Origin of the sequence: Streptomyces sp. H27-H5 (assembly GCF_026627505.1) — a bacterium.
GTDB lineage: Bacteria > Actinomycetota > Actinomycetes > Streptomycetales > Streptomycetaceae > Streptomyces.
In genome coordinates this window covers 1-15363 of sequence record NZ_JAPNLK010000044.1, presented here as the reverse complement: position 1 = coordinate 15363, position 15363 = coordinate 1, and the positions used below count along the sequence as shown (strand labels likewise).

At 69.6% G+C, this 15363-nt stretch carries 19 protein-coding genes and 1 CRISPR repeat array (1 of these 20 only partly in view); of the genes, 18 read left to right on the top strand and 1 reads right to left on the bottom strand.

Annotated features, from left to right (window positions below):
* Positions 1-503: direct repeats of the CRISPR family, unit length 29 nt; unit sequence GGGGTCATCCCCGCGGGTGCGGGGAGCAG; it reaches 746 nt to the left of the window's first position.
* A gap of 362 nt (positions 504-865) precedes the next feature.
* Positions 866-1642, top strand: a complete 777-nt coding sequence (locus tag OTB19_RS21965) for an NUDIX domain-containing protein (RefSeq protein WP_267800143.1) — start codon at positions 866-868, stop codon at positions 1640-1642.
* On the opposite strand, the gene OTB19_RS21960 is transcribed toward OTB19_RS21965, so the two are convergent.
* Positions 1626-2756: a helix-turn-helix domain-containing protein gene (locus tag OTB19_RS21960; RefSeq protein ID WP_267800070.1), complete on the bottom strand. Its 1131-nt coding sequence runs from the start codon at positions 2754-2756 to the stop codon at positions 1626-1628. The two genes, OTB19_RS21965 and OTB19_RS21960, sit on opposite strands and share 17 nt — an antisense overlap.
* Before the next feature lie 945 nt (positions 2757-3701).
* Here OTB19_RS21960 and OTB19_RS21955 point away from each other — a divergent pair.
* The 17 genes from OTB19_RS21955 (at position 3702) to OTB19_RS21875 (ending at position 15242) form a co-directional block, all read left to right on the top strand.
* The gene (locus OTB19_RS21955) at positions 3702-3971 is read left to right on the top strand and encodes a DUF6284 family protein (RefSeq protein WP_267800069.1); all 270 of its coding nucleotides are present in this window, start codon (positions 3702-3704) and stop codon (positions 3969-3971) included.
* Positions 3968-4246, top strand: a complete 279-nt coding sequence (locus OTB19_RS21950; RefSeq protein ID WP_267800068.1) for a hypothetical protein — start codon at positions 3968-3970, stop codon at positions 4244-4246. The genes OTB19_RS21955 and OTB19_RS21950 overlap by 4 nt, the downstream gene beginning before the upstream one ends.
* 56 nt (positions 4247-4302) lie before the next feature.
* Entirely contained in the window at positions 4303-5307 is a 1005-nt protein-coding gene (locus OTB19_RS21945) for a hypothetical protein (RefSeq protein ID WP_267800142.1), read from the top strand.
* On the top strand, positions 5304-5639 hold the full coding sequence (locus OTB19_RS21940) for an RRQRL motif-containing zinc-binding protein (RefSeq protein ID WP_267800067.1): 336 nt from the start codon (positions 5304-5306) through the stop codon (positions 5637-5639). Before OTB19_RS21945 ends, OTB19_RS21940 begins: the two co-directional genes overlap by 4 nt.
* Before the next feature lie 27 nt (positions 5640-5666).
* Positions 5667-5909, top strand: a complete 243-nt coding sequence (locus tag OTB19_RS21935; protein ID WP_267800066.1) for a hypothetical protein — start codon at positions 5667-5669, stop codon at positions 5907-5909.
* A 37-nt stretch (positions 5910-5946) separates the two neighbouring features.
* Positions 5947-6573, top strand: coding sequence for a hypothetical protein (locus tag OTB19_RS21930; protein ID WP_267800065.1), 627 nt, complete (start codon positions 5947-5949; stop codon positions 6571-6573).
* A 1-nt stretch (position 6574) separates the two neighbouring features.
* The gene (locus OTB19_RS21925) at positions 6575-6790 is read left to right on the top strand and encodes a hypothetical protein (RefSeq protein WP_267800064.1); all 216 of its coding nucleotides are present in this window, start codon (positions 6575-6577) and stop codon (positions 6788-6790) included.
* A 147-nt stretch (positions 6791-6937) separates the two neighbouring features.
* Positions 6938-7921 (top strand): hypothetical protein, encoded by a 984-nt coding sequence (locus tag OTB19_RS21920; protein WP_267800063.1) that lies wholly within the window; start codon positions 6938-6940, stop codon positions 7919-7921.
* A 17-nt stretch (positions 7922-7938) separates the two neighbouring features.
* Positions 7939-8331, top strand: a complete 393-nt coding sequence (locus tag OTB19_RS21915; RefSeq protein WP_267800062.1) for a hypothetical protein — start codon at positions 7939-7941, stop codon at positions 8329-8331.
* A gap of 13 nt (positions 8332-8344) precedes the next feature.
* Entirely contained in the window at positions 8345-10501 is a 2157-nt protein-coding gene (locus tag OTB19_RS21910) for a type IV secretory system conjugative DNA transfer family protein (RefSeq protein ID WP_267800061.1), read from the top strand.
* Positions 10498-10956 carry a DUF6197 family protein gene (locus OTB19_RS21905; RefSeq protein ID WP_267800060.1) on the top strand — a complete coding sequence of 153 codons (459 nt, stop codon included), beginning with the start codon at positions 10498-10500 and terminating at the stop codon, positions 10954-10956. The genes OTB19_RS21910 and OTB19_RS21905 overlap by 4 nt, the downstream gene beginning before the upstream one ends.
* Before the next feature lie 15 nt (positions 10957-10971).
* The gene (locus OTB19_RS21900; RefSeq protein WP_267800059.1) at positions 10972-11145 is read left to right on the top strand and encodes a hypothetical protein; all 174 of its coding nucleotides are present in this window, start codon (positions 10972-10974) and stop codon (positions 11143-11145) included.
* 80 nt (positions 11146-11225) lie between these two features.
* Positions 11226-11954 (top strand): DNA methylase, encoded by a 729-nt coding sequence (locus OTB19_RS21895; RefSeq protein ID WP_267800058.1) that lies wholly within the window; start codon positions 11226-11228, stop codon positions 11952-11954.
* Positions 11951-12856 (top strand): bifunctional DNA primase/polymerase, encoded by a 906-nt coding sequence (locus OTB19_RS21890; protein WP_267800057.1) that lies wholly within the window; start codon positions 11951-11953, stop codon positions 12854-12856. Before OTB19_RS21895 ends, OTB19_RS21890 begins: the two co-directional genes overlap by 4 nt.
* On the top strand, positions 12853-13203 hold the full coding sequence (locus tag OTB19_RS21885) for a hypothetical protein (RefSeq protein ID WP_267800056.1): 351 nt from the start codon (positions 12853-12855) through the stop codon (positions 13201-13203). Before OTB19_RS21890 ends, OTB19_RS21885 begins: the two co-directional genes overlap by 4 nt.
* Entirely contained in the window at positions 13200-14744 is a 1545-nt protein-coding gene (locus OTB19_RS21880; protein ID WP_267800055.1) for a YfjI family protein, read from the top strand. Before OTB19_RS21885 ends, OTB19_RS21880 begins: the two co-directional genes overlap by 4 nt.
* A gap of 309 nt (positions 14745-15053) precedes the next feature.
* A complete protein-coding gene (locus OTB19_RS21875; protein ID WP_267800054.1) occupies positions 15054-15242 on the top strand; it encodes a helix-turn-helix transcriptional regulator in 189 nt (62 codons plus the stop codon).
* Positions 15243-15363: the final 121 nt, after the last annotated feature.

Here is a 15363-nt window from a genome sequence, read left to right as displayed (position 1 = left end):
GGGTGCGGGGAGCAGCCACACTCCAGCCAAGCCAGTCAGCCACACGAGGGGTCATCCCCGCGGGTGCGGGGAGCAGTGGCCACTGCCGGGACGCCCGGGGTGGTGCGGTGGGTCATCCCCGCGGGTGCGGGGAGCAGATCCCCCACCGCGCCCTCATCCCGGTGGTCCTGGGGTCATCCCCGCGGGTGCGGGGAGCAGGTCGGCACTGCACTGACACATCTCCAAGTTTCGGGGTCATCCCCGCGGGTGCGGGGAGCAGGAGTACCGCAACCGCGGCGCGGCGAGCCCACAGGGGTCATCCCCGCGGGTGCGGGGAGCAGGCGTACTTGGCGAGGACGTCTGCCCAGGTCGCGGGGTCATCCCCGCGGGTGCGGGGAGCAGACGCGCCACTGACTAAGTGAAACCGGCTTCTTGGGGTCATCCCCGCGGGTGCGGGGAGCAGGGGGATGCCTGCTGGTGGGTCGTACTTGCCACGGGGTCATCCCCGCGGGTGCGGGGAGCAGGCTTTCTGAGCTGGGACGATATCCGGCCCGACTGCCTTTTTGCATCACTTTCAAAGATTCCGGCATTTGTGCACAAGGTCAGCATTACGTGCGGCGGCTAACAGACCGATCGCGTGCCTGCGCCTTCATCTGACTCTCTGGGCCCGTGGCCCGACAGTCGGGGGGCCCTGCTGGCCAGGGGATTGGCTACAGCCACGTCCAGTCGGCATGTCCATCATCAGCCCTGGGCATTCTCGGAGGTGCCCGCCCTTGCGATGCCCTCACGTCAGATCAGGAGAGAGATGAGCATGGCTGAGCCCTCCGTGATTCCCCCCGACTACGCTGGTCACCACCAGGCGACGAACGGGGAGAGTGCTCTGAGGATGGGACCGAAGTCGACGAGGGTCTACCAGACGATCCGGTCGTGGATCGACTCGGGGAAGTACGGCCCCGGCGAGAAGCTTCCCTCCGAGCGAGCCATGAGCGCCGAGCTGGAGATCGGCCGCACAGCCCTGCGCCAGGTGCTCGCGCGGCTGGCGAGCGAGCGGCTCATCAAGGCGTACGACCGCAGTTCGTACCGCGTTGTGGGTGGCGAGACCGTCGCCACACCGGCAGAGCTGGAGCCCTGGACCATCCATGGCAGCAGGACGGTTTACGAGAATCGGTGGGTGAACCTCGACCTGGTCGACGTCGAGCCGCCCGGGGTCGAGCGGTTCGAGCACCACGTGGTGCGTCTCCATCATGTGGCGATCACGGCTGTGATCGATGAGCAGCAGCGTGTCCTGATGCTGTGGCGCTACCGCTTCGTCCCGCAGCAGTGGGGGTGGGAACTTCCCGGCGGGATCGTGGATGTCGGCGAGGATGCGGCAACCACGGCGGCGCGGGAGACCGAGGAAGAGACAGGTTGGCGCCCGACGGAGGTCGAGCACGTCGTGACCTATCAGCCCATGATCGGCATGGTTGATTCGCCTCACGAGATCTTCGTCGCGCGGGGCGCGGTGAAGGTGGGCGAACCCACGGACATCGAGGAGGCTGGGCAGATTGCCTGGGTGCCCCTGACCGACATCCCCGGCCTTATGGCCGAAGGGAAACTCATGGGGTCAGGAACTCTGGTCGCCCTGCTGCACGTCCTCGCATCGCGGGCTACAGCCGCCCCGTAAGCAACTCCACGCGTCGGCGATGCCGCACGGATCCCGTGCGGTTCGCCAGCAGTCGCGCCTGCTGGAGGTTCGAGCGGGCTTCGTCGAATTCGCCGCGGGCAAGGTGGGCCTGCGTCAAGTCGCTGTGCAGACCTGCCTTGGCGCGGACGAACGTGGGGTCCGTCGCCTGGAGCGACGCGTATAGGTCGTCCATAGCCGAGCCGTCCCCCAAGAGCGCCAGTACGTTCCCCCGCCAGCGCGCCAAGTGGTCCGCGTTCAGGAAGATGCTCAGCATGTCGGAGTCGCGGGCGTCCGCACCCTGCGGCAGCGAGGCAGCCGCCCGGTCAAGCGCATGCCTTGAATCGTCGTGCATACCAGCGGCAGCGCACAGCTCGGCTTCAGCCGCGCTCAGCCAAGCCCTAAGGCGAGGCGACTGCCGCTCTGCGTGAGTGCGCTGCGCGTCACGAATCAGCTCTACAGCCATCTCGGGGCGGCCCGCATCACCTAGGACGTATGCCTGCTCGCCCATAGCGTGTGCCAGGTACTGGGGCGCGTCGGCGTCCTGCGCGGCTCTCTTCGCCAGCTCGTAGTGCCGCCAGGCGCGCTCCACGGAACCAGCATCCAGCGCCTGCCAGGCCGCCAGCGTCGCCGCCCCGGCCAATGCCGTCGCGATGGGACGGCGTGCTCCTGGCAGGACGGCGAAAGTGAGCGCGTCTTTCATCCTCGTCAGGTGGTCGCCCATCTGGTCTACAAGGCCCGATGCGCCCATCTCCCGGTCCACGGTCCGGAATAGCTCGGTCTGGTCCATGAACGTGCTCACCATGGAGTCACTGAGGCTCCGCGCCGCGTCAATCCGGCTCAACAAGTCTTCGTAGCCATCTGCTTGCTGGGGGATTGAACGTGCAGGCTCGCCGCCCAGTTCAGCGTCCGTTACCCCGAGCAACGGTCGAAGAATCACGGCGTACCGCTCCGTGATTGCCCGCCGGCCGTTCTCCCACTCCGACACGTACGTCTTCAGGCTCGCGCTCGAAGCGACGTTCAACATGTGCTGCCGCGCGTAGCGCTCCATCTCGAAGATCAGCCGCTCTTGCGACCACCCCCGCGCGGTACGAACTGCTCGTAATCCCTTGCCCACGTGGATCGCCTCCGACGGCCGTGCCACCTGCGGAGGGCTTAATCAAATCACCGCAGGTGGGAGCGGGTTAACACCCTTGAGGTTAACCCCTGTTGGCTACCGAGACCCCCCGTCTGAGCCGTTTCCTGAAGTCACACCGGAACGACACCGGCAAGCCCCGAACGTTTCAGGGGCTTGCATCTGGTGCGCACCAAATGCAATGCTTCTGGTGCGCACCAGATGGCCCGCGAGGGCCTAGATCCGATGTGCCCGCAGTACCGCATTTGGTGTCCGGCGTGTCCCGTTCTCACGAGGAGCCCTTCGGGGTTACCGCACCCGTCGGAGAGCCACTGGCTTTTCCTTGAGAACTCAACAGAGTGCGATTTGGCGGGGTGAGAGTCCTCGCTCCTGCGGCGGCCGGGTAAGGGCCGCCCTGGCGGCACCTTGCTCGTGTGCAGCTCTGGAGAACATCCGCACGGATCATCCCTCCCTTTTCGGGGGGTCAGCCGTGCGGGTGCCACCTGACCACGGCCGCCCTGCTGGCGTCAGAGCAGTGACGATGACGCACCCGACTTCCCAGGCTCGGGGCTGGACGCCGTGGCAACGGCACGCCGGCAGAAGCCTTGCCCCTCCGCTGTGGAGGCTGCTGTGCTCCACCGACATCCGCGGGCGCCCGCCGTACTGGACCGGTATGGCCGGCCGCGCCCCTCGCGTCACCGATCGACCGCCGTGTGAGCGACCCCGGGGCTTCATCGCCCGACCCCGCTCGCACAGCCCTTCCCTTCCGGGGGCGCCATGGCGCCCCCGGTCGGCTGCCTCCTCCGACCGTCCGGCGCTTCCGCGCCGTACGGGCTGGGTTGCGGGGAGCCGAGATCCATCCCGCTCCACCCCCAACGCAGCGCAGCCCCCGGCGTTCCCGCGCCGAGGGCTGCCGAGTCCCGTTCCTCCACAGAAGGAGCAAGACCCATGAAGTCCATCGTTGCACTTCAGAGCGTCGTTACCCCGTGGTCGGACGGCCTTGAGCCGTCGGATTCGGAGCTGAACGCGATCGAAGCCGAGATGCCCATCGTGCTGGCCGAGGTCGAGTTGCTGGACGCGTTGATCGTCCTGCTGGACCGCCCGGCGTCGGCGTTCGACGGCCGCCGGATCCGCCGGGCTCACCACCGGGTGATGACCGCCCGCCGGGACGCGGCCAACCGCTCCTCCGGTACGCAGGTCGCGGGTGACGCGGCATGAAAGAGAGCACCTTGAGGGCCGGTTACGCGGATCTCCTCGCGGCGGTCGCGGACGCGCTGGACGTGCCGTTGCCGTCGCTCGCGGCGGCCGACGAGGACGCCTACCGGCAGCTGCTCGAACACCGCGCCGGAATCGTGCGGAGCACCGTGCAGGCCAACCTCAAGCACAGTCGTGACCCGTGGCTCGCCGCGAGTCAGATCCGCGAGCGCTCCGCCGGCTACCCGATCACCTACACCCCGTTCAAGCGCCTGCCCGTGAACGGGGAAGGCCGGTGACCGGCCGCCCGCTGACGGGAGCCCAGAAGGTCGTCCTCGGCGTCGCGTTCGCCCCGATGCTCGCCACGGGCGCGGCCGGCGGATACGGCACCTACTCGAACATCAGGGGCGTCTACAACTCCGGCACCGCCCTCGGCGCCGTCGCCGCGGGTGAAGGCGCGACCGCCGTTCTGGCCTTGGTCCTGCTGGGGCTGACGATGCTGGGGCAGTCGTCCCCGGCCGTGGTCCGCGCCGGGCTGTGGGCACTGCCGGCGGCCGCGTCGGTCATGTCCGCCGTCGCCGCCCCGGATGGGCCCCGCACGATCATCTACGCGATCACCCCGCTCGGCATGTCCGTGTCGGCCGAGGGCATGGCCTTCCTGGCCCGCCGGATCGTGGTCCACATCGACGGACGCGATGCCGAGGCCGAAGCCCGGGCGGCGGCCGTGGTCCAGGCCCTGGCCTACCACCGGGCCCGCGCCGCCAACCACCCCGACAAGAAGATTCGGAAGCGGTCGGACCGGACGTCGTGGCGCCTGGCCCGCAAGGTCGGCACCGCGGACGTCACCCTCGGCGCGCGGCTGCTGGACGTCCAGCGGGAACGGATCACCACCGGCGCGGACGTCGCCCTCGGCGACATGTTCGCGATCACCGTCACACCCCCCGCCGAGCCCGTCACGGGTGGCCGTGACGCCGTCACGGCGGCCGTGACTCCCGCCCTCCCGCCGGCGCCCGAACGGGCCCCTGCGGAGGCGGCCGTCACGGGTGGGCGTGACGGGGAAGACACGCAGGTCAACGACCCGCCGAGCCTCCCGCAAGGGGAGGGCGTCACGCCCGCCGTCACACCCGTGACGCTCCACCAGGTCGCCGCCATCGCCGGAGTCCCCACACCGCTGATCGGCGAGCCCCTGACCGACGAACAGATCGTGGTCGTCCTGCGGCACGTGCGCTACTCCGACGACCCGCCCCTGTCCTACCGGCAGACCGTCACGGCGTTTCGCGAGTCCGGATTCACCGGCGGCGAATCCCGAATCCGGGGCGCCTGGGCCACCCTCATGGCCCAGGAAGAAAGCCCCCGATGACCCCCCGCTACTCCTGGCGCCTCGCGCCGGACGGGCTGGCCACCCGCCGCCAACTCCGCGCCGCCGGGCTCCGACCCGGCGGCCAGGACGTCGCCGCCCAGGTCGAGCGGCCCCGCCGACGGCGGGGCCCGCTGGTCGCCTACCTCTACCGGATCGACCTCGCGAAGCCAGTCCGGCCCATGACCCCCGATCGCTGGGTGGCCCTGGAGAAGGCGAACGCGGCCCGCCGCCGGTGCCCCGTATGCCGCGACCACCTCCCCTACGTCATCCCGGCCTCGCTCGGCATGTGCGTGGCCTGCCACGACCTCCCCGAACAGCGCGCCGCCGCCTGACCACCCCGACCCGATCAGGAGATTCACGTGACCACGCCCCACGCACAGACCACCACCCCGACCCCCGCCGCACAGGGTTCGCACTTCTGGACGCTGACCTTGGAGCTGCCCGGCCGGGCGTCGATGACGCAGAGCGGCACCTACACCCCGCCGCCCGGGACGACTCGCTACGACGCCTTCCAGGCGCTTCGCCGGTACGTGATCGCCGATCACCCGGAGATGGAGCGCGCGACCACCTTGTTCTTCGCCCTGGAGTCCAACCGGCTCTGACCTTGTACGGCCCCAGCACTGGAAGGAGGGAACCGCCATGTCCGGAATCGACTGGGACGAGGAGTTCACTCGCCTGAACCCCGAGGCCCCGGCCAAGCCCAGCACGTCGTCCAAGTTCTCGACCACGATCGGCAAGCTCGGCGGGGTCCGCCGCAACACGGCCGCTCTCGCCGTGTCCGGCACGATCGCGGTCCTCGCGGTGTGCGGCACGGTCGTGGCCGTCACCAGCATGCAGGGCGAACAGGCCGCCCAGGACCGTGCCCGCGCCCAGGAGAAGGCCGCGCATGCTCTGGTCGAGGTCGAGGCCGACAAGCAGCGGGCCCAGACGATGGAAGCTGCGGCCAAGACGCTCTACGAGCGGGAGATGGCCGTCTACCTGGAGTGCAGCAAGATCCGGGCGGCGGCCGTCGCCAAGGCCGCCTCCTACGACGTCGCGAGGATCCCCGCCTGCGACGCCCCGACCCTCGGCGGAACCTCGGCCCCCAAGGCCAAGGAGTCCGCCGGCGCCGGCGGCGACATCGCGTCCAGCCCCTGGCTGTGGGTGGCGCTCATCGGCGGCGGCGGACTGATCGCCTACAAGAAGCTCTCCGCGCCCGCGTCTTCGGGTTCCAGTGCGGCCGTCCCCGTGAACAACAAGGGATTCACCTTCGAGAAGGGTGCCTGAAATGACGCTCCAGTTCTTCGCCCTCATTCTGTTCTGCTGGGCCCTGTATTTCACGTTCAAGAAGACCAAGGGAAAGCAGATGGCAATCAGCCTGATGCTGATCGCCTCCGGGATCTTCCTCCCGTACACGCCGTTCAGCGAAGAGATTCGCGGCACTCTCGAATCGGTCTTCCAGACCGCGAACGACACAGTCGCCGACATCGGCTCGTCACGCTGAGCGACCGTTCGCGCCGGTTACAGGTTACCGGTTACAGGCCCAGACGCGGCCGAACCCCGCCTCGGTAGCCCCGAACCGGCGCTCACAGGGCCTGTAACCGGTAACCGGTAACCCCCTGAAACTACACAGTGTCACGGAAGGAGGCTCGTGGAACTCCTCATTCTCCTCGCCATCACCTACCTCGTCGGAGTCGACAACACACACGGCAAATACGAGGAGGCGGGAATCAAGAAGCCCCCGTCGAAACCGAAAACCAAATGGTCGCCGACCAAGGCGCCGGACACTTTCCGGAACGCCTCCTACAACGCGGCGGCAAAAGCGCATTACGGGCTCCTCGCGGGCGCACACATGGCCGGCGGATTGCGGGACGGGTGGCGTTCCGCCTACCTGAAGAAACCGAAGGCCAAGCCTTCCGGTTCCCCTGCCGCAACGCCTCCTTCGGGGCCGTCCGCGACCGCCCCCGGGGTGACCGTGCCGCCGATGCCGACCGCGCCTCCGAAGCCCACCGCGGCCCCGACACCGCCGACCACACCGCCGCCCACCACTCCGCCGCCTCCCGCCGCGCCTCCCACGCCGCCGGCGCCGACGATCCCGCCGCCCGGCACCATTCCCCCGCCTCCGGCCGTCACGCTTCCCGCTCAGATCAGGAAGGACCCCGCGATGCAGCCCAACCCGCCCGTTCCGCACACCGCGACTGTCGACGACAAGGGCGTCCACGTCACCACCGCCGCCGGGAAGTCCCGCACCTACAGCGGCGGCGAGGTAATGACCCTCACGCAGGTCATCGACCTCGCCGAAGGCGCGGCCACCCTGTGCCAGTCCAGCACGGAAACCTGCCTGGAACTCGTGGACGAGTCCGCACAGCTCGCCGCGGACTGCGACGTCCTCATCGCCGACATCACGGAGAAGGGGGTCGGAGAGGGCCTCATCGGCAAGTGCGAGCTGCTCAAGGAGCAACTTCAGCTCCAGGCCGCCGCCGCCAGGAAGCTCCACGACCAGATCCAGGGCGGCGAGGAAGCCTGCCGCACCGCCTCAGCGAACGCCGAGGTCCGGCACGGCGGCATCTTCCGCGCAGTCGCCGACTCCCCGCTGACCAAGCCCGCCGAACGCGACTTCTACAACGCCCGATAGACGAGGAGAGACCCCGCATGTCTGTCACCGAATCCTTCAAAGACGCCGCGAACTACGCCGCGTTGCGCGTCAAGCTCGCCTGGCTCAGTCACAAGGTCCACGAGCACGGCGAGACCGTCACCACCCTCGCCACCACCGTCGACGACACGGCCGAACAGATGCAGGACGCCGCCGAGACCATGAAGGCGCTCGCCGTAGACGGCGCCACCACCGCCGAGTTCGCGGACGCGGCCCTGACCATGACCGGCGCCAAGGACGCGGCAGGCGCTTACACCGCCGCCGCCGACAGCGCGGCCGCCGCGGCTGACGACGCGAAGAGCACCGTCGAGTCCGAGCACGGGGGTATCGCCGACGCGGTGGACTCCTCACCGGTCGAGATGGCCGAAGCCTCCTTCTACTCCCAGCAGTAAGGGGGTCCGGATCATGGGGCCGACCCGAGCACAGTTCGTCCAGTACGCGCCCGCCGCTCTCGCGGTGACCTCCCTCGCCGCCGGCCCCTGGTCCGCCCTGCTCGCCGGAGCGGCCGGAGCGGGGGCATGGGCCATCCACGCCTCCGCTCCCGCCCTGCGCTCCCTGATCGCCTGCGGGATCACCGCCACCGGGTCCGGCATCGCCGCACACCAAATCCTCGCCTCCGGCATGGACCCCCTGTTCGCCCTCGGACTCGCCGTCCCCGCCGGCGCCGCCGCCCTGGCTCACCACCGCAACACCGCCGGCGAGGTACCCGCGCTCCCCGCCACGACCACGGCGGGGCAGACGTCTCAGGCACAACTGATCACCGCTTGGTGGACGGAGTTCATCTCCGGCCCCACCCAGACCGAGGACCGCAAGCTCATCCAGGCCGGCGCCGTCCTCGCCCAGCTCGCCATCGACGCCGGGGACGACCACGCGTCGTTCACCGGAATCATCACGCTGCCCCAGGGCCAGCAAGTCCGGGTGAAGGCCGCCGATGTCGCCTCCGTCTACAAGGTCCCCGTCTCCCACGTGGAGATGGGCGACCCTAAGCACTTCGCCCCGAACGCGCTGCCGATCACCGTCCACCTCAGGAAGCCGACGGCAGCACCGCAGATCGTCGGGGGTGCTCCGACGACTCCGGCGGAGGTGTGGGCCGCGCACGTCGCCATCGCGGACGGCGCGATGCCCGGCACCACCCTGGCACTGACCCGCTACAGCGGGCCCCTGGACTGGGAAGGAGTCGCCACCCGAGAGCGGAAAGCGATCGGGGCCGTCAACATCCAGGACCTCGCGGGCAACCTCCACCTATCGACGATCCAGGTCGCTCTGAGCCCCACCGACATGCCCTCGCAGGTGGGGGTGCGCGTGATGAAGGAACACGCGCTCATGCACGGCACGATGCTCTCCACGGTGGCGGACGAACTGGCCATGGACTCCCGCGGCTACGTCCGCCTGGGCACCTACATCGACGCCACCGCCGCCCTGGTCCCCCTGGCCCAGCCTGGTTCCGGGGCCCGTCACCTCTACCTCGTCGGCGGGTCTCGCTCCGGGAAGTCCGGGGTCCTGGAACAGATCCTGCTCTCCGCCCACAAGTCCGGTATCGCGGTGATCCTGGCTTCCCCGCAGGCCGGCACCATCGCCGGAGCGCCCCTGGCCGCGTACTGCGGGGACGGCCTGGACGAGGCCATGGGCGCGCTGCGGCTGGCCTACGCGATGATGCTCGACCGCGAAGCCCGCTACCGCTCCCCGTCCTTCCCGTTCACGGATCCGCTGGTCCTGATCGTCATCGACGAAGCACACATGCTGCTGTCGGCCTCCTCCCCGTACCACTTGGAGGCCAAGGCGATCGTCGAGCAGATGACCCGCCGCTCCCTCAAGCGGGGTATCGGCGTGGTCCTGGCCACCCAGACCCCGCTCGCCGAAGACGTCGGGAACTCCTCGATCATCCGCTCCCAGCTCCTGATCGGCGGCGGCGCGGTGTTCCTGCGCTGCGCCCGGGGCCAGGGCTCCCTGGTCGGCGCGAACGCGGTCCAGGGCGCGGAGGGCATCGACCTGTCGATGATCCCCGACTCCTGGCCCGGCCAGGCCCGAAAGGTCGCCAACCGGGACATGAGCGGCCTCGACACTACGGCCGTCGCCAATCCCGAGGACGGCACGTTCGGCCTCGGATACCTCCTCACCCCCGGCTCCCAGGCCGTCCAGTTCCGCTCCCTGTACCTGGACGTGCCGCCCGCCTCCCTCGCTGCGGGTTTGTCTCCCGTCGCTGTGGAGGACTGCGAAGCCTGGCGCCACCGGGACGCGATCACGCGGACCCCGATGGTCGACCAGCGCGGAAAGAACCTGGTCGGCAGCCTCACCGACCTCCTCACCAAAGCCCAGCACGGAACGCCTGTGCCTCAGCAGCGGGCCCAGACCGGCGCCGCCGCGCCGGCCGATTCCTCGGGCGGACAGGAGCTGATCAAGCCGCGAATCCTCGAACTCCTGCAACAGGAATCCATGCCCATGACCGCCGAAACCATCGCCCGAAAGCTCGGCACGCCCGTGAGGAACGTCAGGCCGCGCCTGTCCGAGCTGAAGAAGCGCGACGAGGTCATCAACGAGAACAACCTGTGGAGGTCAGCATGAACACGACCACGGACACCCACTTCACCCCCGTCGACCGCGGCCTGTACGCGAAGGCGTTCCAACTCCTCGACCCCGCAACGGAACCGGTCACGTCCGCGGCACCGGTTGCTCCCGCACCGGTGTCCGTCATCCTCGCCGCGCCGGCCGTGCACCAGGCCGGGGCCGTCGAGAAGACCCTGACCGACGCTCTCGCCTTCCTCGACACCCACGGGTGGGCCAAGCATCGGCTCATCCACCCCGAAGGCGCCCGCTGCTCGATCGGCGCGCTCCGAGCCGCGGCCGGAGCGCGCAACGGCGCCTACCGGGACGCGGGGAACCTGCTCCTGGACGAGGCTCGCCGCCAGCACGGCAAGCAGTGGGAGTCGATCCCCTCCTGGAACGACTCCCACAGCGGCGGCGAGGTACGCGGCGTCTGGGAGGCCGCCATCCAACGCGCCCATCACCTGAACATCTGACCCGACAGGAGCCCCGTGTCGTTCTCATTCACCAAGCAGCCGCGCAACGAACGCCCGTTCTCCTTCACCAGGCCGCACCCGGCGGACCTGGACGAGCAGCTCCAGGCGATCACCGACATGGCCCACGAGATCCTCCGCCTCGTCGACGACGTCCGCAGGCAGACCAGCACCCCCAACAACCGCCACTGACATGACGAGAGCGGCCCCGTCTCGGCAAAAGTCGGGCCGCTCTCGTCTCCCAGCACTCTCAAGAACTGGAGACATCCAGCATGACGCAACCCACCGTCATCGCGCGAGACCACGGCCGACCGGCCTTACTGGATCTGTTCTGCTGCGCCGGCGGCGCGGCCATGGGCTACCACCGCGCCGGATTCGACGTCACCGGCATCGACATCCGCCCCCGCCCCAACTACCCCTTCAGCTTCATCCAGGGGAACGCCCTGGCCGTCCTCGCCGACCTGATCGCATCCGGCGAGATCCGACGCTTCAGCGCCGTCCACGCCTCCCCGCCGTGCCAGAAGCGGTGCGCCCTCACCATCGGAACCAACCGCTCCCGCGGCTGGGGCGGCACCCACCTCGACCTGGTCGCCCCCACCCGCGAACTCCTCGACGCCTCCGGGCTCCCTTACGTGATCGAGCAGCCCGACGGAAAGGCCGACATCCGCAAGGACATCACCCTGTGCGGCGAAATGTTCGGCCTCGGAGTGCTCCGCCACCGCAACTTCGAACTCGGCGCCTGGACTGCCAAGCGGCGCAAGCACGTCAAGCACCGCGGGTACGTCCGCGGCCACCGCCACGGCATCTGGCGCGACGGCCCCTACGTCGCCGCCTACGGCAAGGGTGGCGGCAAGGCCACCGTCCCGGAGATGCAGGCCGCGATGGGCATCACGTGGACCGACGTCCGGGAGGAACTCACCGAAGCCATCCCGCCTGCCTATGCCGAGTGGCTCGGGCGTGCGTTCCTCGCCCGCAACCAGGTGGGGGCGGTGGCGGCATGAGCGACCTGCTGAACGCCGCCCTCGCGATGGCTGCGCGGGGCTGGCCGGTGTTCCCGCTTTGGCCCGCCTCGAAGGTCTCCGCCCTGCACGGGGAAACGAAGTGCCCCCGCACCGGGGCCTGCGCCGGCGGGCACGCCAAGCCCGAGCAACGCGCCACCACCGACCCCGACCGCATCCGGACCGCGTGGGCCGACGGGCGGTACAACGTGGGGCTGGCGACCGGCCCGGCCGGGCTCGTCGTCATCGACCTCGACCCGCCCAAGCCCTCCGACCCGCCCGGCACCCTCAGCGGTGCACAAATCCTCGACGGCCTTTGCCGCGTCACCGGCGAGGAACTCCCGCCCACCTACACCGTGACCACACCCTCCGGCGGGGTGCACCTGTACTTCGCCGCGCCGGCCGGGGCCAGGATGCGCTGTACGCAGGACATCCTGGGCCGGCACATCGACACCCGGGCCTGGGGCGGATACGTCGTCGCCCCCGGCAGCACCACCCCCGCCGGCACCTACACCGTCACCGACGACCGGCCGTTGGCCGCGCTTCCGGGCTGGCTTCAGGTCAAGCTCACCGAACCACCCCGGATCACCGCCCGACCGCTCCTCTCCGCCGCCCCGCGCACCGGCTCCGGCCGCCGGGCCGCATACGTGGACGCGGCCCTGCGCAACGAGGAGAGCGCAGTGGCGGGCGCGCCGGAGGGGCAGCGGAACCAGGTGCTCGTCAAGGCCGCCCGCGCCCTGGGACGGCTGATCGCATCCGGCGACCTCGACCGGACGGAGGTGGAAGAGGCTCTTAGCAGGGGGGCTGAATCGGCCGGACTCAAGCCTTACGAGTACCGCTCCGCGATCACCAGCGCCCTCAACTGGTCCATCCGCAACAACCCCACCACCCGGCAGACGGCATGAGCGCCCGCCAGCACCTCCCTGCTAACAGCCCTACCGCCACTCCTGCCGGGATCAGCCCCGCCGAACCGGCCCCCGCCCCGGACGAACGTGGTGCGGCGAAGGTCGTCGCCGAAGGCGTCCCTACTGCTGTTCTCCCTGACCCGAGCCGGGACGACGGGCGCCGGCCGATCGCCTGGATTCACACCGTCGCCCCCGGCCGCGGCACCACCCCGACCGTCCGGTCCTGGTGCTCGTGCGGACGGGACCTGTTCGCCGCCGGAGAACGACGCGCGCTCGCCCTGATCAAGGACCACGACCGGCACCGCGCCCAGTGCCCGCTGCTCGCTGAGGGAAAGGAAGCCGCATGAGTCCGCACGACCCTGAGCTGTGGGCCGGGTTCGACGAGATGACCCCGGAGGACATCACCGGTTGTCCCGGGTGGGACGAACCTGTACCTCTCAACCCCCGCGGGCAGCTCCCCGCGTTCCCCCGGGACGCCCTGCCTGACTGGCTCGCCGCCATGACAGCCGGTGTCGCGGAGGAGACGCAGACACCCGTCGACCTCGCCGGGTGCCTCGCTCTGGCCGTCATCGGCACCGCCGCCGGCGGACGCCTCACCGTGAACGTGCGCGGGCAGTGGAGCGAACCGGTCAACCTCTACACCGCCGTCGCTCTTCCGCCCGGCAACCGCAAGAGCGCCGTGTTCGGGCTCATGACCAAGCCCCTGCTCGCCGCCGAGAAGGCCCTGATCGAACTCACCGCACCCCAGCGGACCGAGGCCGCGGCCTCGGCTCGAATCGCGAAGGCCGCCGCGGAAAGGGCCGAGAAGCTGGCCGCCAACGCCGAAGCCGACAAGCTGGCCGGCCTGACCGCCCAGGCCGTCTCCCTCTCCGAGGCCGCCGAGAAGGCCGTCGTTCCCGTCGAGCCGCAGCTTGTCGCCGACGACATCACCGCCGAAAGCCTGACGACCCTGCTCGCCCAGCAGGACGGGCGGATCTCGATCCTGTCGCCCGAGGGCGAGATCTTCGAGATCATCGCCGGACGCTACTCCGGCGTCCCGAACATGGGGATCTTCCTCAAGGGCCACGCAGGCGACATGGCCCGCGTCAACCGCCAGGCCAGAGACCCCCAGTACATCGAGAACCCCGCCATCACCATGGGCCTGGCCATCCAGCCGGAAGTCCTGGATTCCATCGGGCAGATCAAGGGTGCCGACGGCCGCGGCCTGCTCGCCCGGTTCCTCTACTCCAAGCCCCAGTCCCTCGTCGGCTACCGCAACCTCACGCCCGATCTCCTCAGCCCCGACACCGCCGAAACCTACGCCCGCAAGCTCGGCAGCCTGGCCCTGACCCTCGCGGCCTGGACCGAGACCGCCACCCTCACCCTCACCCCCGAGGCCGACGCCGTTCTCCTCGCCTACCAGCGCGTCACGGAATCCCGCCTGCGCAAGGACGGGACCCTCGCGCCGATCGTGAACTGGGCCAGCAAGCGCGATGGCGCCGTCGCCCGCATCTCTGGGCTTCTCCACCTCGCCGCCCACCCCGAGGACGCCTGGACCCGGCCGATCGCCGCCGAGACCATGGCCGCCGCCACCTGCCTCGGGGACTACTTCACCGCCCATGCCCTCGACGTCTTCAACGCCATGAAGGCCGACCCTGCCCAGGAAGCCGCCCACACGGTCCTGACCCACCTGAGTGAGAACCGCACGGCGGCCTTCACCAAACGCGACCTCTTTCGCGCGATGCCCCGCAGCGAGTTCCCCGCCATGGGTGACCTCGACCCCGCCCTGGACCTCCTGGAGGAACACGGCTGGGTCCGCCAGCAGCCCCCGCCGCCCCGCACCACGCGCGGCGGCCGGCCACCCTCCCCCCGCTACGAGACCCACCCCCGCATCACCCCCGCCGCCTGAAAACCCCCCAACCCACTGACAGAACTGACAGAACCTCCCGACTAGGCATCTGACATGCGGAAACGAGCACTTTCGGGGCTCTGACAAAACCTCCGAAAACTCTGACAGAACTCAAAAAACCTCGCCCCAGGGTGAGCCGTCCGGTCTGGCAGAACCGAGGTTTTCGAGGTTCTGTCAGAGTTTTTTGAGGTTTTGTCACGCGGGCCGAACCCGCCAAACCAGCAGGTCAAGGCCCACATGGCGAGGTTCTGTCAGTTCTGTCAGTACTTTCCGGGGTTTCCGCGCCCCGGACCGAGCCGAAGGAGCCCGATGGCCCGCCCGCAGATGCTCAAGCTCGCCGAAGTCCTCGCCGAACTCGGCATGAGCCGAGCTGCCTTCTACCGGATGCGCGCCCGCAAGCAGGGGCCGCGCCTCTACAAGCTCCCCAACGGACAGCTCCGCGTCCGCCGAACGGACCTGGATGACTGGCTGGCTGACTGTGAAGCAGCGGCCGCTTAGTGGTCTGCGTCGTAAATCCTTCGGGGGTTGACGTCGGGCTTGGCGTGCGCTTGCCCGTGTCAGGTGTCGAGACCGGTGAGGTGGAGGTGGCAGGCGGTGTCGAGTGCGTCCTCGGGGGTGC